This is a genomic window from Rhodococcus sp. ACPA4 (genome assembly GCF_002300185.1).
Lineage (GTDB): Bacteria > Actinomycetota > Actinomycetes > Mycobacteriales > Mycobacteriaceae > Rhodococcus_F > Rhodococcus_F globerula.
Genome location: NZ_NSDY01000001.1, coordinates 1,851,187 through 1,871,377 on the forward strand (window position 1 = coordinate 1,851,187; position 20,191 = coordinate 1,871,377).

At 60.5% G+C, this 20,191-nt stretch carries 28 protein-coding genes; 17 read left to right on the forward strand and 11 right to left on the reverse strand.

Annotated elements, in window-relative coordinates:
* Positions 1-83 precede the first annotated feature (83 nt).
* Entirely contained in the window at positions 84-239 is a 156-nt protein-coding gene (locus CJ178_RS33820; protein WP_441346844.1) for a hypothetical protein, read from the forward strand.
* Here CJ178_RS33820 and CJ178_RS32725 read toward each other — a convergent pair.
* Entirely contained in the window at positions 236-412 is a 177-nt protein-coding gene (locus CJ178_RS32725; protein WP_162487763.1) for a hypothetical protein, read from the reverse strand. The genes CJ178_RS33820 and CJ178_RS32725 overlap by 4 nt on opposite strands.
* 720 nt (positions 413-1,132) lie before the next feature.
* Between CJ178_RS32725 and CJ178_RS33640 the strand changes: the two genes are divergently transcribed.
* The gene (locus CJ178_RS33640; RefSeq protein WP_095886519.1) at positions 1,133-1,396 is read left to right on the forward strand and encodes a cyclic-phosphate processing receiver domain-containing protein; all 264 of its coding nucleotides are present in this window, start codon (positions 1,133-1,135) and stop codon (positions 1,394-1,396) included.
* Between the two features lie 694 nt (positions 1,397-2,090).
* Positions 2,091-2,243, forward strand: a complete 153-nt coding sequence (locus tag CJ178_RS32730) for a hypothetical protein (RefSeq protein ID WP_155276671.1) — start codon at positions 2,091-2,093, stop codon at positions 2,241-2,243.
* Positions 2,244-2,287: 44 nt separating this feature from the next.
* Here CJ178_RS32730 and CJ178_RS08365 read toward each other — a convergent pair whose 3' ends face one another.
* Together CJ178_RS08365 and CJ178_RS08370 are read right to left on the reverse strand one after the other, a co-directional pair.
* Complete coding sequence (locus CJ178_RS08365; protein WP_095886520.1) at positions 2,288-2,893, reverse strand: transglutaminase-like domain-containing protein; 606 nt, start codon at positions 2,891-2,893, stop codon at positions 2,288-2,290.
* A 10-nt stretch (positions 2,894-2,903) separates the two neighbouring features.
* On the reverse strand, positions 2,904-4,106 hold the full coding sequence (locus CJ178_RS08370) for an LppP/LprE family lipoprotein (protein WP_095886521.1): 1,203 nt from the start codon (positions 4,104-4,106) through the stop codon (positions 2,904-2,906).
* A 122-nt stretch (positions 4,107-4,228) separates the two neighbouring features.
* Here CJ178_RS08370 and CJ178_RS08375 point away from each other — a divergent pair, with 122 nt between their 5' ends.
* Entirely contained in the window at positions 4,229-4,576 is a 348-nt protein-coding gene (locus CJ178_RS08375) for a nitroreductase/quinone reductase family protein (RefSeq protein WP_095886522.1), read from the forward strand.
* On the opposite strand, the gene CJ178_RS08380 is transcribed toward CJ178_RS08375, so the two are convergent.
* Positions 4,577-4,975 (reverse strand): PPOX class F420-dependent oxidoreductase, encoded by a 399-nt coding sequence (locus CJ178_RS08380; protein WP_095887896.1) that lies wholly within the window; start codon positions 4,973-4,975, stop codon positions 4,577-4,579. It lies immediately after the preceding gene.
* Positions 4,976-5,091: 116 nt separating this feature from the next.
* On the opposite strand from CJ178_RS08380, the gene CJ178_RS08385 reads away from it, so the two are divergent.
* The 3 genes from CJ178_RS08385 to CJ178_RS08395 all read left to right on the forward strand — a co-directional run bounded on the left by CJ178_RS08385 (position 5,092) and on the right by CJ178_RS08395 (position 7,880).
* Entirely contained in the window at positions 5,092-6,330 is a 1,239-nt protein-coding gene (locus tag CJ178_RS08385; RefSeq protein WP_245006045.1) for an inorganic phosphate transporter, read from the forward strand.
* Positions 6,331-6,341: 11 nt separating this feature from the next.
* Complete coding sequence (locus tag CJ178_RS08390; RefSeq protein WP_080711566.1) at positions 6,342-6,671, forward strand: DUF3349 domain-containing protein; 330 nt, start codon at positions 6,342-6,344, stop codon at positions 6,669-6,671.
* Positions 6,672-6,848: 177 nt separating this feature from the next.
* Positions 6,849-7,880 carry an alpha/beta hydrolase gene (locus CJ178_RS08395; RefSeq protein WP_095886523.1) on the forward strand — a complete coding sequence of 344 codons (1,032 nt, stop codon included), beginning with the start codon at positions 6,849-6,851 and terminating at the stop codon, positions 7,878-7,880.
* Positions 7,881-7,907: 27 nt separating this feature from the next.
* On the opposite strand, the gene CJ178_RS08400 is transcribed toward CJ178_RS08395, so the two are convergent.
* Together CJ178_RS08400 and CJ178_RS08405 are read right to left on the reverse strand one after the other, a co-directional pair.
* Positions 7,908-8,366: a DUF5994 family protein gene (locus tag CJ178_RS08400; RefSeq protein ID WP_033231058.1), complete on the reverse strand. Its 459-nt coding sequence runs from the start codon at positions 8,364-8,366 to the stop codon at positions 7,908-7,910.
* 171 nt (positions 8,367-8,537) lie between these two features.
* Positions 8,538-8,795, reverse strand: coding sequence for a hypothetical protein (locus CJ178_RS08405; protein WP_230589960.1), 258 nt, complete (start codon positions 8,793-8,795; stop codon positions 8,538-8,540).
* 155 nt (positions 8,796-8,950) lie between these two features.
* Here CJ178_RS08405 and CJ178_RS08410 point away from each other — a divergent pair, with 155 nt between their 5' ends.
* The 3 genes from CJ178_RS08410 (at position 8,951) to CJ178_RS08420 (ending at position 10,056) form a co-directional block, all read left to right on the forward strand.
* Positions 8,951-9,181, forward strand: coding sequence for a hypothetical protein (locus CJ178_RS08410; protein WP_033231472.1), 231 nt, complete (start codon positions 8,951-8,953; stop codon positions 9,179-9,181).
* Between the two features lie 32 nt (positions 9,182-9,213).
* The gene (locus CJ178_RS08415; protein ID WP_095887897.1) at positions 9,214-9,660 is read left to right on the forward strand and encodes a hypothetical protein; all 447 of its coding nucleotides are present in this window, start codon (positions 9,214-9,216) and stop codon (positions 9,658-9,660) included.
* Between the two features lie 78 nt (positions 9,661-9,738).
* A complete protein-coding gene (locus CJ178_RS08420) occupies positions 9,739-10,056 on the forward strand; it encodes a hypothetical protein (protein WP_141484478.1) in 318 nt (105 codons plus the stop codon).
* Between the two features lie 29 nt (positions 10,057-10,085).
* Here the strand turns inward: CJ178_RS08420 and CJ178_RS08425 are convergent, their stop codons facing one another.
* Positions 10,086-10,478 carry a VOC family protein gene (locus CJ178_RS08425; protein ID WP_095886524.1) on the reverse strand — a complete coding sequence of 131 codons (393 nt, stop codon included), beginning with the start codon at positions 10,476-10,478 and terminating at the stop codon, positions 10,086-10,088.
* A gap of 56 nt (positions 10,479-10,534) precedes the next feature.
* Here CJ178_RS08425 and CJ178_RS08430 point away from each other — a divergent pair, with 56 nt between their 5' ends.
* Positions 10,535-11,326 (forward strand): helix-turn-helix transcriptional regulator, encoded by a 792-nt coding sequence (locus tag CJ178_RS08430; RefSeq protein WP_257013061.1) that lies wholly within the window; start codon positions 10,535-10,537, stop codon positions 11,324-11,326.
* A gap of 17 nt (positions 11,327-11,343) precedes the next feature.
* Here CJ178_RS08430 and CJ178_RS08435 read toward each other — a convergent pair whose 3' ends face one another.
* The 3 genes from CJ178_RS08435 to CJ178_RS08445 are packed head-to-tail and all read right to left on the reverse strand — an operon-like array spanning position 11,344 to position 14,246.
* Positions 11,344-12,453 carry an LLM class flavin-dependent oxidoreductase gene (locus CJ178_RS08435; protein WP_045070360.1) on the reverse strand — a complete coding sequence of 370 codons (1,110 nt, stop codon included), beginning with the start codon at positions 12,451-12,453 and terminating at the stop codon, positions 11,344-11,346.
* Positions 12,453-13,295, reverse strand: a complete 843-nt coding sequence (thiM, locus tag CJ178_RS08440; RefSeq protein ID WP_033231063.1) for a hydroxyethylthiazole kinase — start codon at positions 13,293-13,295, stop codon at positions 12,453-12,455. The genes CJ178_RS08435 and thiM overlap by 1 nt, the downstream gene beginning before the upstream one ends.
* 42 nt (positions 13,296-13,337) lie before the next feature.
* Complete coding sequence (locus CJ178_RS08445) at positions 13,338-14,246, reverse strand: sulfurtransferase (RefSeq protein WP_052683623.1); 909 nt, start codon at positions 14,244-14,246, stop codon at positions 13,338-13,340.
* 171 nt (positions 14,247-14,417) lie between these two features.
* Here CJ178_RS08445 and CJ178_RS08450 point away from each other — a divergent pair, with 171 nt between their 5' ends.
* The 6 genes from CJ178_RS08450 (at position 14,418) to CJ178_RS08475 (ending at position 19,620) form a co-directional block, all read left to right on the forward strand.
* Positions 14,418-15,104, forward strand: a complete 687-nt coding sequence (locus tag CJ178_RS08450; RefSeq protein WP_033231065.1) for a GntR family transcriptional regulator — start codon at positions 14,418-14,420, stop codon at positions 15,102-15,104.
* Positions 15,105-15,291: 187 nt separating this feature from the next.
* Complete coding sequence (locus CJ178_RS08455; RefSeq protein ID WP_045070363.1) at positions 15,292-16,455, forward strand: ABC transporter substrate-binding protein; 1,164 nt, start codon at positions 15,292-15,294, stop codon at positions 16,453-16,455.
* Positions 16,436-17,521, forward strand: coding sequence for a FecCD family ABC transporter permease (locus CJ178_RS08460; RefSeq protein WP_095886526.1), 1,086 nt, complete (start codon positions 16,436-16,438; stop codon positions 17,519-17,521). The genes CJ178_RS08455 and CJ178_RS08460 overlap by 20 nt, the downstream gene beginning before the upstream one ends.
* Positions 17,514-18,305 (forward strand): ABC transporter ATP-binding protein, encoded by a 792-nt coding sequence (locus CJ178_RS08465; RefSeq protein ID WP_045070368.1) that lies wholly within the window; start codon positions 17,514-17,516, stop codon positions 18,303-18,305. The genes CJ178_RS08460 and CJ178_RS08465 overlap by 8 nt, the downstream gene beginning before the upstream one ends.
* On the forward strand, positions 18,302-18,934 hold the full coding sequence (locus CJ178_RS08470; protein ID WP_052683624.1) for a hypothetical protein: 633 nt from the start codon (positions 18,302-18,304) through the stop codon (positions 18,932-18,934). The genes CJ178_RS08465 and CJ178_RS08470 overlap by 4 nt, the downstream gene beginning before the upstream one ends.
* Positions 18,931-19,620 (forward strand): hypothetical protein, encoded by a 690-nt coding sequence (locus CJ178_RS08475; RefSeq protein ID WP_045070370.1) that lies wholly within the window; start codon positions 18,931-18,933, stop codon positions 19,618-19,620. The genes CJ178_RS08470 and CJ178_RS08475 overlap by 4 nt, the downstream gene beginning before the upstream one ends.
* On the opposite strand, the gene CJ178_RS08480 is transcribed toward CJ178_RS08475, so the two are convergent.
* On the reverse strand, positions 19,594-20,124 hold the full coding sequence (locus CJ178_RS08480) for a hypothetical protein (RefSeq protein WP_045070373.1): 531 nt from the start codon (positions 20,122-20,124) through the stop codon (positions 19,594-19,596). The genes CJ178_RS08475 and CJ178_RS08480 overlap by 27 nt on opposite strands.
* Positions 20,125-20,191 lie beyond the last annotated feature (67 nt).

Genomic DNA, 20,191 nt, shown 5'->3' on the forward strand with positions numbered 1-20,191 from the left:
CGTCGGAGAACCCGAACGCGGGTAGCTCATCGCTGTCTAGGTCGTCGAAAGTCACCTCGTATGCCAACGCGGCACTCGCTTACGTGTCGGCGGCCAATGCAGGGCTCACGGTTCAGCATGGAACGTCTGGTCGCACTTTGAAGTCCGATGCGACAAATAGGGCACTGAGCGCTGTGGGAGAGTCACTTACGCTCATGTGGACCGGCGCGACGTGGGCACGGATCCAAGGTTCGAACTAGTCACCCTGGCGGGGCTTGTCGCATCCGGCGTGCCGCATCTCACGCCTTTCTGCTCGCCGCAGTTCGGCGGCTGATTCTTCGAGGTCGGTGTGGCTGATTGCGCGGCCAATCCAGACCGCGGACAACGCACCTACGACGATCCAAACGGCGACAATTCCGACAATCCACCACATAGCTGGGAGTGTGCCATGGGTTGTCTGGCTCTGTCGGACTGTGGTCCAGTTTTGGTGGCGGGTTCACCCCCGGTTTCACCCGACCGGGGCGCACGGGATTGGAAGAGCCCACCGCACAGAATTGCTCACGCAGGGCAACTAGCGGGCAGGGCTGCATAGGTCTCGTTTCGATCACGGCCAAGTGGGTACATGACTCGCAGGCCGCGACGGCCGGGGCGAGCATGCGGCCTCGCAACCGCACGGTTCAGGTTCTTGCCGGTTGAGCACACAGCCCACAGGAACCGATGTCGTTCGGGACTTCTTCCATGTCGGGGGATTTCGCTTCAATGAACGATGCCCCCACTCTCAGTCGCTGAGGGTGGGGGCCTTTGTCGTCATCCGCGTTGAGCACACAACGTGGGGACCCTCTTTCCGTGCTGAGCTGACCCCTCATGTCTTGCCTCGCATTCCTAACCGTAGGCCTGCGCACAGGTTCGTGCCAGGTTTCCGAACAAGACGATCGGGACAGATGGCAGCCGATTCGTATTTGCAGGCTGCCCAGAGTTGCTCACACGCAGCGACCGTTGGGAGGAATTCCTTAGGTCGCTTACCTCGACCGACTAACACCCCACAGACTTCGGGACTGACAGCACTTGCGACTCGCCCACCTTAGGTGCTGGACTTTCGCCCCCGTTTCGGGAGATGGTTAGCAATGCAACCGAACATAGCCACGGATACACAATGAACCTCTGGGTCGACAACTTACGGAAACCGCCAGATGGGTGGACGTGGGCAAAGACCAGTTCCGGAGCTATCGACGCACTCTGTTTCGGCATGGTGGAACGAGTCTCTCTTGATTACAACCTGGGCGGCGATGACACCACACGCTCGGTCATTCGCTGGATGCGCGAAAATAGTGTGTGGCCGAGGGAGATCCACGTGCATTGCATCAACCCTGTACGTGTCGAATTGCTTACCAAATTCATCGACCGGTATCGCAATTAACCCGCCCAGAATTGTTCGATGCCCCGCCCCCGATGAATCGGGAACGGGTTTGGTGCGACTGGGTTGAACTTCATCGATGCTGGCGGATTCGTCTACATACGAAAATTCAATTCGCATGAGCAAGAAGGCATTTGATATTTTGGATCGCATACCGGGCGCTGCGGTAGCCCACCGCCAAGTTTGATCACTGCCAGGCGCGGAGCGCTCCTTCCGCATCAGCATGATTGATAGCGCGGCCTAACCAAACAGCAAGGAACGCGGCGGTTGCCGTCCAGCCCGTCAAAATTTCAACAATCAACATGTCGCGATTGTGACACATGACCAACATATGTAACTACAGATCGAATAACGATGTAACGCGACTCACCGAGACGCACAAACTGATTCCTGATTTTGCGAGCGCAGGATCAGAAAAAGTAGGTACCTATGTAGGTAATTCTGCCCGCGCATGTCACGCCTTCCACTGACAGTGTCAAAACGTACCTACAACGTGACCGAAGGTGGCGGCAACGGATGAACCTCAGGGATCAACTGGACACGTGTCAGTTTCTACTGAACCGTGCCCAACTCGCAGGTGACGTCGACGCCATTCGGCGACTCTCAGAGCGTCGACTCGTGCTGGTTAAACAGCTAGCCAGCATGAGAACCCACCTCCGTCTGGTGTAGGTACACCAAATTCTCGTAGCATCGGACGATGACCCCACTCGATGTCGGCATCATCGCCGTTGCTGTTCCTGCCCTGGGCATCACTGTGTGGGCTACCGCGATGTTTTTCCTCGGCCGAATTGTCCGGGCTCGCCGCAAGTCTGGACGCATTACCTATCGCGCCGAAACGCAGCCAAGCTAATGCCACAGTTCAAGTCTCATCATGTAGCCACCGGCACAGAAGACTCACGTATCCAGGGCGGTTGGCAAGCCTTCGCCCAGAAGGTCGAGAACGTTGGTCGCACCGCGAAGTGCATCGGCAACGCACGCCGCAGTTGACGCAAATACCTGCGGGTAGTCGATCTCCCCCAGCGCCGGATCGACCTGCCAGGCAAGCCTTTCCGAGCCAAGTGAGAATTCCGCGTTCACCCCGGCCTTGTTTCCGCGCGGATCTTGGCGATGCCAGGATCCTTCGAGATAGATCGCGACCAATCCGTGGAGCACGAAACCGTCGCGATCCGCGAGTCGCTGGTAGCAGAGCCCAGTCGGAATGCCCTCGGATCGCAACAGTGCGGCCAGTAAGTGGGACTTTGCGTAACACAGCCCGACCCGCGCTTCGAGAACCTCCGTCGCGGTCAACGTCACTCTCGGATCCTGAACATCGTTGGAGTGCCCGACGTTGTCTCGCACCCATTCGAATGCGACCTTGGAGAACGCACTCTCGGTGTCCGACTCCTGACGCAACTGTTGCGCCAAGGATCGGATAGCCGGGTCGGCAACTTGGATGATCTCGTCGTGCCCCAGGTAGTTCTGCGGAGCTCCCGCCTCGAGCAAGAGTTTTTCAGTCGCCATATCCAGAACCCTAGTTACAGCCGCTCATATTCAGCAGCTCGGCCGGCAGATCGTTCTGCATGACGACCTCGTTTCCGTCCCAGACGAAAGTAGCGGTCGCCAAGCCGCTCGGATTTGCATTCGAGTCCATACCGCGCGGCCACCTGTACTGCACCGTTGCACTCTCGCTGGTGCCATCGACAACGGTGGTGAATCCGAACGCACATGACGTCGCAGTTCCGAGGTACTCACCTCGATGGAAAAACATCACGTGCTCCGGCGAACTGCCCGTGCCTCCCTTGGTTTCGACGACGGCGTAGCTCAGGTCGGCACACGGATCGAAGTTCGTGTCCCCCATGAAGATCCATTCGATCCCGGGGATCCTGGCATCGGCAGGAACTTGCGCGACGGCACTCGTGATCGCAGTGTTCTGGGAAGCATTACCGCACTGGAGTGTTGACGCCGTCGCGGGATCGACAGCATTGTCGCCACACAGCCAGGGCCAACCTGTCAGCTGCCGAAGATTCTGCGGCTCCGCACTGAAGGTCTCCTCTTCACCGAACATCGAGCCATCCCCAGACCCGCCTCCGTTGGCAGCGTCATACGTGTAGGAGGTGACCTTCATCGACGGCCGGGCGGTAGATCCGCCGTACGGCGAGATGAATTTCCACACCTCGATCGGCCTATCGCTGTCGCCGGTGCAGCGGACCGCAGTGTCGTAACCCTCGCCGCTGTGCAGCTTCCACTCAACGGGGTTGCCTTCGTACAGCGAGACCGGCGGCGACATCACCGCGAGTGTCGAGTCCTCCCAGGACCAGACCTTGTACGCGGCGCTACCTCCGAGATCGGATGTGGCGATGACTACTTCAGCCCCCGGACGCCCGTCGATGTCCCACGCTCCGACAAATCCGCCTGTTCGTTGAATCGCCGGATCCGCGAGCATGGTGGACTCGGTCGCCGCCACCTGGGCTTCGGTGCCGGCCATCGTGAGAACCACTATCTGATCGTCGACTCGGCCGATCGAATCGTCTAGTCCGTCCCCATCGACGTCCGCCAGCGCCACATCGACGCAGCGCAACCTCCCCGCACAGACGTCGGGCACGGATGCTTCCGTCGACGTCGAGAATTCCGTGCTCTCCCCCACCTGCGCCGCACCGTCGATCGATTCCGATCCACACGACGTGAGTACTACTACCGCCGACGCACACACAAAAACAGCCAACTTGGTTCTCACATTGCCCCCTGATCCGATCACCGGAGATACCCGAGAATCATAAAAGTCCCGTTGAGGTAATCGGGGTTAAGCTGGCGAACGAATTTCGAGACGGCACCATCGAGATGATCGAGGATAGACCTATGAACACCTTCCAGAAGTCTGCGGCGGCCATCAACAAGGTGGTCTTGGCCGCGATGCGCGTGCCGCTTGTCGAAAAGCTCATCGGCGGTTCGACGGCCCAGATCACCTACACCGGACGCAAATCCGGAAAGACCTTCACTTTGCCTGTTTCCTACCGCCAGAAGAACGACGAACTGTTCATCCGAGTTGCACTTCCCCAGAAAAAGAACTGGTGGCGCAATTTCCTCAACGAGGGCGATCGGATGCGCGTCAAAATTCGGGGAATCGATCGCACCGGGCACGCAGTCAGCACCCGAGACGACAAGGGCAACGTATCCGTGAAGGTGACCCTCGACCCAGTCGGCTGATTACAACGACCCTACGGCGACAACGACGCCCACGTCGCCATAGGGAAACGAGCCCTTGCCGATATGGCCGAGCTTGTTGAAAAATCTCGAAATCGGCACCATCACACCATATTTCGCTTTCACTTTGCTTTGAATCTCGTCGAAGTCGGGACCGGAACTCACCAAGGTAGCGGTCCCAGCGGCAGGCACAGCACCGGGCGGCGGCTTCCCACGGTTGTTGCACGGCACAACGGTCACCCGCGGATTGTTGCGCAACCGTTTTGCCTTGCCGGATCTCGAGGACGTCCAGAATCCGATTCGTCCGTCAGACAGCGGCACAGCCCAGGTGGGCGTCGCAACGCCATCGCCGCTCTTCCTGAAGGTAGTTACCGAGATCGTTTTCTCTTCACCGAGGGACATCGATCGAGCGTATTCCTGTTCAGTCGAAGTGACCACAGAAACAATTCAGCTAGAGCGCTCGAACACCAGCGGCCAAGTCCGTTTCACCGACCGCTCGTCAGGGAATATCTATACACGTGAATGCGGAACTGATCGTTCTCCTGGTTGTTGTTGTCACCGCGCTCGGGTTCGACTTCACGAATGGTTTTCACGACACCGGAAATGCGATGGCCACCTCGATCGCTACCGGAGCGTTACGCCCCAAGGCAGCAGTGGCCCTGTCCGCATCGCTCAACCTCGTCGGAGCTTTCCTCTCCGTCGAGGTGGCCGCAACGGTAGCCAAAGGTGTGGTGAACCTCGGAAATGTCGGTGGCCAAGCGCTCCTGACGATAGTGTTCGCGGGCCTTGTGGGCGGCATCATCTGGAACCTCGCCACCTGGCTGCTCGGTATCCCGTCGAGTTCCTCTCATGCACTGTTCGGCGGCTTGATCGGCGCAGCAGTTGCGTCGCTGGGCATGAATGGCGTCGCGTGGAGCGGCGTCCTGAGCAAAGTGGTTATCCCGGCAGCGCTGGCACCGCTCGTTGCCGGCTTGGTAGCAACAGCAGGCACATGGCTTGTCTACCGAATCACGTCGAATGTCCGCGAAAACACCAAGGAGCGAGGCTTCCGCTTGGGCCAAATCGGTTCAGCCTCACTGGTTTCTCTCGCTCACGGGACCAACGACGCTCAGAAGACCATGGGCGTCATCTTCTTGGCTCTGGTCGCACACGGCACCATCTCCGCCGACGCTCCGATGCCGTTCTGGGTCAAGTTGACCTGTGCGCTCGCGATTGCGGCGGGCACTTACCTGGGCGGGTGGCGGGTTATCCGCACACTCGGCAAGGGCCTTGTCGAGATTGCCGCACCTCAGGGAATGGCTGCCGAAGCGTCTTCCGCTGCAATAATTCTCACCTCCAGCCACCTCGGTCTCCCGCTGTCTACAACCCACGTGGCAACGGGTTCGATCCTCGGAACCGGACTCGGGCGCAAGGGCGCCGAAGTCCGCTGGAGCGTCGCACGACGGATGGGTATCGCGTGGTTGATCACGCTCCCCTCCGCTGCACTCGTGGGAGCCGCGTGCTGGGGCCTGGTAAATGTCGTCGGTGGACTGCCCGGAGTGCTCGTGGTCTTTGCGATTCTCATCGCAATGGCCGCCTGGATGTACATACGCTCCCGCAAGGAACCCATCGATCCCAGCAACGTCAACGCTGATTGGGACGGCGCTCTGGTTCCCGCCGAAGTTCCGGGACCAGACGTCAGCGTCCTCACCGAAACCATCGTCCCCACAGAAACCATCGTCCCCACTGAAACCCAAACCCTGCACCTACCGAACTGAAAGTCATCACATTGCCTGCACCGATCCCATCATTGGCACAGTCGATCCTCACGTGGCTACGCGTCGGTTATCCCGAAGGGATCCCACCGAAGGACCGAATCCCTCTCATGGCATTGCTTCGCCGCCGACTCACCGACGCGGAGGTTCGCGAAATCGCAATCGGTACTGCACTGGCCGAACTGATCGACGACAGCAGCGACCAGGTAATCAGAGGTGACGAGATCAGTGCCCAAATCTCTGATGTGACAAGCCAAAGCGCTTCCGACCAGGACATCGCACGCGTCGCAGCAGTCCTGGCGGCGGCGGGTTGGCCGCTCGCCGACCTCGACGCAGGCCGATGATCTCCTCTTGATCGACCCCCTATGAACCAGTAGCGGCAAACCAACCGCTTCGGTATCAATGCAGTAACAGATCCGCAATTGATTGACTCCGCCCCCGGACAGTTCGCGAGAATGCAGTAACTCGGGGGCTCTGCCAGATTTCTCGAGCACACCACTAAAGGGGCGGGAGTGGCGCGAATGCGATTTTTCCAACGAGGGTTGACGGAACCGATTCGACAAGGCAAGTCCAGGACACGTCGTTGGTCCAGAACACGTCGTTGGTCCGGAACCGCGGCACTCGCCCTGACGCTTCCGTTGGCGATTGGACTTATCGGATCCTCGGTGGCCGCCGCAGCACCGGCACGAACCGCACAATCCGGTGGCTACGAAGAAGTTTTTGTCGACTCCTCGATGGGGCCCATCAAGGTTCAGATCCAGTGGGCATCTCGCGGCGGCAACGCTGCCCTGTACCTGCTTGACGGGCTCCGCGCTCGCAATGACCGCAACGCCTGGAGCTTCGAGACAAATGCATTCGACCAGTTCCGCGACAACAACATCACGTTGGTGATGCCGGTCGGTGGCCAGTCGAGTTTCTACTCCGACTGGTATTCGACCAGCAATCTCAACCGCCAACCAGTCACATACAAATGGGAAACATTTCTCACCCAGGAACTTCCTGCTTACCTCGATACTCGTGGCGTCTCGCGGACCAACAACGGTGTCCTCGGCCTCTCGATGGGCGGCAGCGCAGCACTGACCCTGGCCGCCTACCACCGCGACCAGTTCAAGTTCGCTGGATCATTCTCGGGATACCTCAATATCTCCGCGCCCGGCATGCGTGAAGCGATCCGGGTTGCGATGATCAGCGCCGGATCCTTCAACGTCGACGCAATGTGGGGCCCACCGTGGAACCCGGCGTGGTTGCGTAACGATCCCCTCGTTTTTGCACCGGAGCTCAGGGGCCTGTCGATGTATATCTCGGCGGCGAGTGGATTGCCGGGAGAATTCGACAAACCCCGACGACCAGTGGACTTCGTCAACACCGGTAGCGCAATCGCACTCGAAGCACTCGCCTTGCTCAACACCCGAGCATTCCAGGTACGCCTCAACACACTCGGCATTTCTGCCACGTACAGCTTCCCGTCCAACGGAACCCATTCGTGGCCGTACTGGGGTTCTGAGCTATGGAAGGCACGCGGTCAGATCCTCGACACACTCAACGCCTGGTGAGCGGCTGCCTGTGACACAGACCCCGACTCACGGCACTCGATAGGTGTCTCCACACGTAGGATCCACCAGACGGCGCATGATGTCGTACGCCCGATCCGGATCGACGTATGGCGGAATCATCATCAACACAAGTTGCCGACCGTAGATGTCGTCGAGATACATCAAATCTACGGGTTGACCTGGATACGGACCTCGAACTTCGAGGCCGTCGACCTCGTCGATACGACGCTGCGCAGTGCTCACCGTGTTCCAGTCGAACGCAACCCGGGTAATCGGCCCTAGACGCAACGAGAGTGCTGATATCAGATCGTGTAGCTCCGCTGTGACGTTGGTGGTCCAGGGGAACCAAGCACCGTCGACATGCGACTTCACCGCGCCCTGACCCCGCAGTAGGAACCGTGGTGTTCGGGTAGGCGAAGGAAATGGTTGACCGGGGTGTCGCGGTTGCGTTTCCATCCCGAAGTCGATGGTGTTTGTGTGCGCCATGACGGACGCCCCTTAGATAAAACGTTCATGGGACCGTCAAGCGTACGCCGGATCATGAGACCCATGTCATCCAGAGTACGCCGCCCGGGCTGTCCGAAATCTCCTGCCGCGATGGCGATCCAGCTCAACGTCCGGGAGCCCTCGAGATCCACCGCGAACCCGGAGCGGTGGTCAGCCGCCCAATTCGGCGATCATCTGACTCAATGACGCGGCAGCCAATGTCAATTCACCTTCGACCGGCGATTTTCCGCCGGACGGCAATCGCTCGCTGAGTTGCTCGCGCGTCACGATTGAGATTCCGTCGGATTGGAATCCTTCCTCGTGCGGTTCGTAGACTGCGATACCGCCGTCGACGGCCACCAGTTCCGCGTGCGGGTTGCTCCGGAGAAGAGCTCGCAGGTGTTCGACAGTCACGGTCAGATCGTTCATGCGCATCTCTTTCGCGTCGACAACACCACACCTGGGCATCCAGTAGGTACCCACTGACAGTGACTCGAAATCAGAGCCGAGAATTCCGGTTTCGCAACGCCGGTGACCGGGCACAGCGATCGAGTACAGCGCGAAGACGAATGGACGTGACGGCTATGAGCACGGAAAAGCAGTTATTCCTCGCGACACGTTTGGACGAGTTGATCAGAGACTTGGAAGCGGATGCACCAGCGCCTGCGCAAGGTCCCCCTGGCCATCCCGACGGGCTACTCGTCACAGCACAACGGCATCGGGCGGAGGTTGACACAGCTGACGCCAAGCACATCGACGAGATCATGAGCGCTCACCCGGAGATTGCCGCTGCGTGGTCGGACAGGTCGACGTAGGCCCGCGAACGCGACCGCCGACGGACGTGATCATGAAGGCACTGCCGGCAATACTGACGAGCGTCGTGGTTGTGTGTGTCGTGGCCGTGGGTGTTTATCTCGTTACCCAGAGATCGCCACATGGCGACACTTCGCGCCCACTCGCCGATACGTCAGCCATTATCGACGGGCAACCGACGACGTGCACCGAGTTGTTCGGCGCGACGTGCAGCTTCGACCTGCAAACCGAGTACAACCGGTGGGGCGAGGCGATCGATAGCTTCGTGAACTCCGGACTGCTCGGACCCTACGCCCGCAGTATCGGATTTGTCCCCGCCGCGAAGCTGAGCCTGCAGGCATGTGGCGTCAGCAACACCACAGGCCGAACCGTCCTCGATTTCAACGACCTGGCTCGGGTGGACCACCCCGACGCCAGCACGACCGACCTCTTCCCGTTCTGGAATGCGTCTCGTCAATTCGTATGTCCTGCAGCGCCTTAACGCCCCAACGGCATCCGTCGTCCGGGTCGCGACAGGAGCATGCCAGGCGCTGCCACATACTGTTCCGATAGTCGCAGCATGCGACACCTACTGGAAGCGGTCGACGGAGCAATGGCAACTGACATACCCAAACATGATCGACGCCAACGCCTCATGGGATCCGTGGCTCAGATCGTCATCGGCTTGCCGCTAGGCCTGATCGCTGCTGGAGCGCTCTGGCAAGCGCTGCCTTTTCAATCCGGGATCGTCATATTCGTGACCGCCGTCGTAATTACACTTGTGCTGCCGGCGCTCGTCGCCGCCCGCTTTCGAACTTTGACACCCGGCGCTGTCGCATTCGCGGTATCGGCGACGCTACTCAACCTGCTGGTGGCACTCGTCGTTCTCGAGTTCTGACAAGATACCTCGCGCTCAAAATGATTGGGTCAGAGCGCGGCAAACAGATCGACGGTGTTTCCGTCCGGATCGAGTAGCACCGCATAGCGCTGCCCCCACACGGCGTCAAAGGGTTCCTTGTGCCCGGGAAAGTCTGTGGTGATCCGCTTGTACGCGACGTCGACGGCCGCGGGGGTGCCGAAATCGAAAGCCAGAGCCACGGGGTGTCGGCCCGCGACCGTCGCATATTCAGGGTCGAAACTCTTGATCGTCGACTCTGCATCCCACGCCAGTCGCAACCCGTTGCCGAAGGTGAACTCGACGTGTGGGGCATCGGACGGCGTTTCGGGGATGTCGAGGCCCAGACTGCGGTAGAACGCCAGGGAACGATCGAGATCGGTAGTGACAATTCCGACGAGGTCGAGACGGGGTGAAACCGACACTGTGTTCTCCTGTTTTCGGTTCGAAAAGTAGTCGACGAGTGTGTGACGATCAAGAGATGACTGCCACGGACGCTCGCACCACACACGGTAGTCGCAGTGCAGAATCCGGTCTTGAACAAAACGGCCACACATACACCGAACAACGCATCACGGGCACGGACCTCTTCAGTTGCCTGTGGACAAGCACATCATCAGCCGAGGAACCCGTCGCAACGCACCGGATCATTCCGGATCTCTGCGCAGACTTCATCGTCGACAGCACCGGCAAAGCCTGGCTGGTCGGCCCGGCAACCGTCGCAGATCTCGTCACGACGGCACCTGGAGTGACCCGGTGGGGAGTTCGTATCAATCCCCCGGCGCTACGTTCGATACTCGGAACCGACGCCGAGATTGTGCAGGACACCAAAATCGATTTCGGCGACGTTCTCTCGTCACGCCAGGCCCGGATACTGGCCGACGCGCTGCGAAGCACACGCGTCGACGCAACACTCCTCGAAAACCTCTGGCCGAGTATCTGTCCCGATGATACGGCCCAGATCGGCTACGCAGCGTTGACCGCGTCGCCCGAAATACGGGTCCGCGAAGTGGCATCGGATCTCGGGGTTTCCGAGAGACATTTCCGCCGCACAATCGCTGCGTCGACTGGGCTCTCTCCGAAGACGATCCAGCGAGTCCAACGTATGCAGAACGTGCTGATGCTGGCCCGCGGCACGAACACATCCGCGCACATGTCACTGGCAGACCTTGCGGTGCACGCCGGATACGCCGATCAGGCCCATCTGTCTCGAGATGTTCAGGCACTGACCGGCGTCACTCCGACCCAGCTACTGCGCGAGCACCGCCGCTAACGCGAGTGCCGCACAGATCAGTCCAGTTCGTCGAACCGCGGAATCAGATACTCCGACACCCATTTTGCTTCTTCGATGAGTGGCCACCCGGCGAGAATGAGGGCGGTCAGCCCGGTGCGCTGCCGAAGGGTACGCACCGAATCGGTGATCGAATCGGGGTCGCCGACGTAGTAGACCGCCGACGAACCGGTTCCGAAGATATCGAGCGGCGACCACGCGGTAATGCCGGCATAGAGCCCGTCACCGACATACAAGTCTTCAGGTTCAGGGAGCCGACCCGCGGCGATTGCATCGACCCACCCTTGGCGCTGCGAGTCGCGGGCGGTGAAGGTCTTGAGATCCTGCGCGCCGTGTGTGCGTCGACGCACCGCGTTGTCGAGAACATCTGCAATCTGCTCGATGCCTGTCTTCTCGAACAGCGACCGGAATCGTTCGAGGGCTTCGCCTTTCGTAGGCCTGACGATCACGCCGGTCAAAGCACCGAAGTCTGTGAATTCGCGTCCAGCGGCAGTTGCCGCATCCCTTGCAGCCGAGAACTTCTCCTCGATGAAGGACGTTTCACGGAGCATCGCCAGGTACGTGTCGAGCACCTTGCCTGAATTTGCCAGGCCTGCAGGCGAATCCCCGGTTCCCCACAGCGGAACCTGGTGTCCCACCGGCGCGTCGATCCGCAACGGCGTGTTGGGGAAGTTCGACTCGGTGCCCTCGGCGTAGATGCGTCGGAAATCAGCCCAGTACTGCTCGCCCAGTTCGTACCGCTGATCGTGGTCGACGTTCATGTCGTACTTGGTCAGGATGTTCTCGCGGCCGTTGACCGAGTTGATCATCAACCTGCCACCACTGAAAGCGTCGAAGGTCAGCGCCTTTTCGGCCAGCAATCGTGCCGGCGTCATGTTCGCGTAAATCGCGACCAGGAACTTCATGCGACTGGTGTGGGCTGCGGCCCACGTCGCGGAAATGAACGGATCGTTCGGCCAGGTCGCTACCAGTGCACCTTCGAATCCGCCGTCGTCGATCGTCTTCGCAAGTTCGATCTGGCGCGCGCCGTCCACCGGGTATAACCCACCGGGGCTCCACGGGTAGTCGCCGTCGGCCTGGGTGAGATACCAGAAAGTTTTGACGCTCATCAGTTCTGCACTCCAGCCGGCAGTTCGAAGGATTCGACGCGGGCCCGCGCCCGAACGGTGTCGGCATCGACGGCATAGAGCGCGTCCAGATAGGCAACCGCAAACGATCCGGGGCCGGTGGAGTTCGCCTCGGCGATCTCGGACGCAACCGCAACGTGAGTGTGGGCTGCAACAAGTCCTTCCAGCGGCGTCTGTGCCACAGCAAGATACGCAGCAACAAGGCCACCCAGGGAGCATCCGGTGCTGGTGACACGGGGAAGTAGTGCGCTGCCGCCCGAAATCTTGACGCCGACCACGACGCCGTCACGATCACGTCCGACGACGTAATCAACTGGGCCCGAGGCAGATACCGCGTCCGTGTACTTCAGCAGTGCAAGCGCCGCCGGAACAGCATCAATCGAATCGGATGCACTGTCGACGCCGCGGGTATCGCCACCGAGACCGGCGAGCGCGATGATCTCCGACGCGTTTCCGCGGATTGCGGTCGGATGGAACTGGAGAAGGTCCACGGCAATCTCACTGCGCCAGGGCAATCCGCCGACACCGACCGGGTCGAGAACCCACGGTGTGCCTGCGCTCTGTGCTGCTTCGGCTGCAACTCGGAAAGCCGCTGCGGTCGCGTCATCCGGAGTTCCGAGATTGACCAGAACTCCCCCGGCGATCGCCGCAAATCCGGCCGCCTCGTGGACATTGTCGATATGCGCATTGCTCGCGCCTGCCGCCAAGAGAACGTTGGTCAGGAAGTTGGCAGAGACGATATTGGTCAGTGATTGAACGAGCGGCACCTGCGCGCGAAGCGCTTCGAGCGCCGAGGCAACGGTGTCAGCAGAGACGTCAGACATGGATTTTCCTTCGAGAATGTGAGGTCGGTACGGGCCGGGCGATCAGGACTCGCGACATCGATCGCCTTCGGCGGGCTCGATTCCCGTGACCATCGGCAAAGTGGGGTCGGCGGTCCATTCTTCGAGAGAACCGTCGTACACCTTGATGGCGTCGTAGCCGCTGATCACCAGTCCGAGCGCGCTCAGACACGCGGAAACGCCTCCGCCGCAATAGATGATGATCGGTGCGGCGCTCGCCGACAGTTCCCGCGCACGGACGGAGACATCCGTGGCAGGGAGCATCAATCCGTTGTCGTCCAGCAGGCTTTTGGCCGACAGATTCCGGCTTCCCGGGATGTGCCCACGACGCGAGTATCTCGTTTTCTCGGTTCCGGCAAATTGCTCAGGTGACAACGCACAAACAAGGGTGCCCGACGAGGTGCCTGCAGAGACCGCGGCGACATCGTCTCGATCCGCCCACAGGTCCAGATCGACAACGCCGCACGGCGCAACAGAGTGTGCAGGTGCTCCTTCATCCCCTGATTCGACGGGAAACCCGTGCCACGTCCAGGCCGCCAATCCGCCGTCGAGAACCCGCGCGTCGATTCCCGCATTACGCAGCACCCACCACAGCCGCGAGGCCCAGGTCATCGAGCCTTGGTCGTACAGGACGATTGTCGAGCCCACACCGATCCCGGCAGCGGCCAGGTCGAGGGACAATTGCTCGGCCGTGGGCTTCGTGAAGTGCAATGACGCATCGCGGTCGGAGAACGTTGTCATGAGATCTACGTGGCGAGATCCGGGAATATGCGCGTCGACCCAGCCTGCGTAGCCCGATTCGGGGCGGTAATCACCGTCGAATCGTGCAGGCGGGAAATGCACCGTGACGTCGAGAACTACGACGTCGCTGCCAGTCAGCAGCTGCGCAAGCGCCTCACTGCCGATCAACGGCGTGACCGATGTCTGTGTCACCGAAGCACCTCTCCGTAGTTGAACCAAGCAAGTAGAACCAAGCAAGCTGAACCAAGCGAACTGAAACCAACGCCCACGAACTTAAGTGAGTACTAGCGTATACGCAAGTACTCATGCGTTGTCGGTGGCATAATCAAACGCGCTTCACTCACGGAGAAGGAACGGGGAAACATGGGCGTCGAGGAAACCACGACCAGCGCAGAATTACTGGTGCCCGAGGCGGCACTGGGACGTTCCGACCAGACTTCCCGCCAGTACCTTCGGTTGCGGGCCGACATCCTCGACGGAAAGTTTGCCCAGGGCGCCCCGCTTCACGAAACGCAATTGTGCGAAACCTACGGTGCCTCGCGCACACCTATCCGGGAAGCCCTCAATTGGCTTGCGCACGACGGACTTCTCGAGCGCGCCGCCCGCGGCTTCCGGGTGCGATCCGGAACACCCGAAGACGTCATCGAAATCTATGCTGCGCGAGTGGCTTTGGAGTCCGAGGCCGCCGGGGCAGCTGCGTTGCGACACACCGAGTTGGACCTTGCGCGCCTCGAAGGTCTTCATGACCAGTGCTGCACAGCCACTGACGGCGCAGCGATTCGGGCCGGCAATTTCAAGTTCCATGAAGCACTCTGGCAGTCCGCACACAATGCGACGATCACGTCACTCCTGATCAGGTTGACCACCCAACTGCGGATCTACGACAGCGGACCGCCCTCCAACTACGGTGAACCCGATCTACTGAATTCCGAGCACCAAGACATCCTGACGGCAATACGAGGTCGCGACGAGAAGTCCGCCCGTGAACATATGCGGGCTCACCTCGAACGTAGTCGCGAGCAGCGCATCAAGATGTTTGCAGGTCGCTGACCGGAGAAACTACCGACACCACGACCGCTCGACCGTCCATCGGACGGACCGGGCGGTCTTTGCCATGTCTATCGCGCCACATAATTAGGCAAGTCAACCCTTAGTAAGGATATGCTAGCTTAATTCCTGCTAGAAATTGTTTCAGTTTTCGATAACCATCACCACGCCAAGTCTTTTCGGAGAAACCATGCCCCCGAAGCACACCCCCTCCCCTCTTGCCGGTGCCCTGACGCGGCGCCAACTCATCCGCTCGATGGGCATCGCAGCGGCAGCACTCGGCGCATTTGGTATTACCGCCTGCTCCTCTCGGGCACCGGTATCCGAGACGGCGTCGACCGGCGCCACAAGCGGTCCGTTCACCGTCGTGGATCAGTACCAGAACACGATCACCTTCGACACCCCGGTCGGCCGCATCGCGTCCGCGATCATTCCGGTTCCGTCGATGATTGCCGGCTCCGATCAGTCGATCTCGCGCAATGTCGGCGTCAACTCGAGTGCGATCTCGCTGGCCAAGAACGGCATGCTCGGGGTGATGTTCCCCGAATTCCTCAATACCCCAGTTGTTTCCGGACCCGACTTCGTTCCGAACGTCGAGCAGATCCTCTCACTCAACCCGGATGTCGTGATCCAGTGGGGCGACAAGGGCGACGACATCGTGGCGCCGCTGCGCAACGCGGGTCTCAAAGTCATCCTCCTAAAGTACGGAACGCAGGAAGACCTCGAAGCCTGGATCAACATCTTCGGAGACCTCCTCGACAAGAAAGCCGAAGCGCAGGAAATCCTCGCGCGCATGGCAACCGACCGCAAGACCGTCGAATCCATTGCCGCTGCAAACACCGCCACGGCGCCGCGAGCGATGTACTTCTACAGCACCCCTGAAACCAAGGTCTCGGCCGACAACACGTACATGGACTTCTGGATCACCCTCGCCGGTGGCAAGAATGTTGCCAGGGGCGCCGGAAAGGGAACCAGCGTCGCCGTCACCAAGGAACAAATCCTCACGTGGGATCCCGAGGTCCTGGTTCTCGGAAACTTCGACGCAGCAATCCCGCAGGATATCTACGACGACCCCAACTGGGCATCCCTGAGCGCCGTGAAGAACAAGCGCGTCTACAAGGCGCCCATCGGCGGATTCTCGTGGGACCCGCCGTGCAACGAGTCGAACTTGATGTGGCTCTGGGTCGCTGAAATCTTCTATCCCGAAGCGAAACTCGATCTCGATCTGCGTAATCGTATTCGTCAGACGTACACCTCGTTGTACGCCTACGACGTTTCCGACGCCGAGATCGATCGCATCCTGCACCTCGAGTCCAACCAGGTGAGCGCCGGATATGACTCGTTCCGCGCTTGAGTCGGACGCGGTACCTTCCGGTAGCGAGAAAACTGCCGGAAGGCCCTCCCGGTACCGGGCTTTCACCGTTCCGCTGATCCTGACGTTCGGCATCCTCGCTATCGGTCTGGCAGCTCTGGCCATCGGCCGCTACACGATCCCCGTCAACGAGGTCGCCCGCATCCTCATCGATCGGGTCATCCCGCTCGAGCAGACGTGGACCGATGTCGAGTCGCAAGTTGTTCTCGGCGTACGATTCCCGCGACTTCTGCTCGGAATGCTTGTCGGTGGCGGTCTTGCACTGGGCGGTTCCGCACTGCAGGCCGTATTCCGCAACCCCTTGGTGAGCCCTCAGGTCCTTGGCGTCTCGTCCGGCGCATCCTTCGGCGGAGTCCTTGTCCTGATGCTCGGTCTCGGTTCAGCTTTCTTGGTCGGCGGTGCATTCATTTTCGGTATCGCCGCCCTGATCATGGTGATGGCGATCGGAAAGACCCGTTCCGGCAGTTCGATTCTCATGATCGTGCTCGGTGGCGTGGTGACCAGTGCGTTCTTCTCGGCGCTTGTCTCGTTGATCACGTACCTCGCCGATCCGTACAGCACGCTGCCGTCAATCGTGTTCTGGCTCATGGGTTCCCTGGCCACCGCAGACATGGGCAAGGTGGCAATCGCCGCTGTTCCCATCCTTCTCGGCAGCGCGGTCATTCTCGGGTTGCGATGGCGGGTGAACATCCTTTCGCTCGGCGACGACGATGCCGCGTCACTCGGCGTGAAACCGCACCGCCTGCGCATGCTGCTGCTGGTCATGGTGGCGTTCATGACGGCCGGCGCAGTGGCGGTGTCCGGTGTGATCGGCTGGGTCGGCTTGGTTGTACCGCATCTGGCCAGGCTGTGGGTCGGCCCGGATCACCGGGTCTCGATGCCGACGACGTTTGTTCTCGGCGCCGCCTACCTGACCGTCATCGACACGCTGTCACGCACGATCAGTCCGGGCGAGATTCCACTGGGCATCTTGACGGCCATCATCGGTGCACCGGTCTTTGTTGTTCTCCTTCGCAATTCGAGCAGAAGGGCCTTCATCGATGCTTGAGCTCATCGACCTCGGGTTTCGGTATTCAGGACGGGACTGGGTTTTTCGCCACACGAATCTCACCATCGAGTCGGGCTCGATCACCTCGATCCTTGGCCCGAACGGCAAGGGCAAAACCACCTTGCTGCGCTGCATTGCCGGGCTGAATACCGCTCAGGAAGGCCGCGTTGTCCGCGACCCGAACATCGGTTACGTTCCGCAAGCTACCTCGTCGAGTTTTGCGTACTCGGTCTTCGACATGGTGCTGATGGGCCGAGCGAAAAAGGTGTCGACCTTCGGGGTTCCCAGCAAAGCCGATGTGGCCCAGACCCGTACGGTACTCGAGCGAGTCGGCATCGATCACCTCGCGACATCGAACTTCACCGAACTGTCCGGCGGACAACGGCAACTGGTCCTGATCGCGCGCGCACTCAACACCGACTGCACCTTCATGATCCTGGACGAACCCGTCTCGGCGCTCGACCTGCGAAACCAAGCGCACGTCCTCCAGCTTCTGCGCGAACTCGCGTCAGAAGGCATGGGCATCCTACTGACCACCCACCATCCCGATCACCCACTTCATCTGGGAGGCGACGCCGTAGTGATGTTCAGTCCCGAAGAGATCGTCGTCGGTCCGGTAGCGACCCTCGTTACCGGTGAGACCCTCTCTCGGCTCTACGGCATCGATGTCGCCACCGACACGGTCCACGACCGCGGGAATCCGCGCACCGTGGTCTACACCCGCTACGACAATTTTGCGGCGGCCGGAAACGACCTTCGCCTCACAGAAAGCTCACTCACATGACCGCCGCGCTACACGCAACAACTCCGGTTCTGCACTTCGTGATGGGGTCCAACGCCGGCATGGCCGGCGGCACGTCGGACACGGATGTCGTCCGCAACGTAGACCTCTACGAACTCGACGCCTTGGACCTGACTTCTGTTTCCGGACTCATCGTCAACGGCAACTGCGATCAGATCTACTTGGAACGACGCAAGGACGTCCTCACGGACTTCGTCACCGCCGGCGGCCGGATCGCGATCATGGGGCATCCCCTGACGGATTTCCTTCCCGGCCTGGGACAGTGGCGCAAATTGCAGTACTCCGGCCCCAAAGATCTGGCAATCTCCGCCGGAAGCCCGCACCCCGTGTGGGCAGGTGTCGACCCGGCCGATCTCAGTTTCCGCAAGGAAGTCTCCGGTTTCTACGGGCGTGGCTACAGCCAGAAACTTCCGGACAACGCCATCGTCACCAATTACATCGGCCGCCACGGACTGCCGGTCGACTACGTCTACCCACTGGGCAAGGGCGAGGTGCTGGTGCACGGAGGAATCGATCTGGCGGTGTTCCAGTCCGATCCGAATACGTCGGCACGCGTCTACCCCCAGTTGCTGTCCTGGCTTGCCCAGCTCGACCGAACGGAAAACCGATGACCATACTCAACGAAACCGCCCTCGAAGCATTCAACCGCACCGACCGCGCTCCCCTGTCCACGCGCAATCTCGCTCTGGTGCACGGCGGCTCGCATTTTCATCTGCAGACCCTCGAGGATCCGGCCGTTGTCGCGCACCAGCCGGATTTCCATTACCTCGCTGATCTGCAGCCCGGCGATCTCGACGACGTCACGACGCTGATCCTGGCCGATCGTTTGCATCCGGAGCTTCTCCGCAAGCACGCCGCCGAGTTCCTCGCTGTCGCCGAACGCGGTGGCACCCTCGTCGTCCTCGGTGAGAATGCCGCGCACACATGGCTTCCCGGTGTGACCTGGAGCCCGCGTCCCACCAACTTCTGGTGGTGGCGAACCGGCGAGGACCCGTTGATCCGCACACGCAGCCACGATCACGAATCGTGGAAATATCTCACCACGAAGTCTGTGATCTGGCACCACCACGGCCTGCTTCACACCGACGCGGACGTTGTGCCACTGCTGATCTCGGAAGAACCCGACGCGGAGGGCAACCCCTGTGACGCCGGTATGATGCTGTTCGAGGACACCACCTCGACTCCCGGCCGCATCATCGCCACGACGCTGGACCCGACGTACCACCACGGCAACAACTTCATGCCGGGTTCGACGCGATTCCTCTACGCGCTACTGCGGTGGGTCGATCACACCTGACGGCACTACGTCGTAGACCTCGTCGGCCGGTTGCGCCATAACTCGATCAGTCATCTCCTGCTTGAGCACCACCAACCGGGCCTCTGCTTCGGCGCTTCGGCTGGGAGTGCGTGACAGCTCGATGAATTCGTCCACGACGAAGCCCTCACGCAGGATCAGCGTGACACTCTCATCGCGGTAGTCGATCTGGAATACGTACAGTTCCAGCGTAATTCCCCGCTCGGGGCGAGCAAGGGAGCCGTCGACGGTGTATCGACCTTCGGTGACTGCGCGAGTGACCAGTTCGACAGTGTCCCGCACTCCAGGGCCACCGTGCGATGTCGTGACAACAAGCTCGCGCCGCTCGACGGGCTCATCCTGCCCCAGGACTCCGAGTGCCCGTTCGAGCACTTTGTAGGCGTGGGCAACACCGCCGGGCGCCAAAGGTCCGTGGTAGCGCAGGGCGTCGGCGAAGGTGAAGTCCAAGGTCGTTCCCTGATCGATCACCGTGAGGCTGTTGGTCATGACAGAATCCTTGCAGAAAATCGGGCTCTCCGGCACCACTGCCGGAGAGCCCGAGTCAAGGACAGTG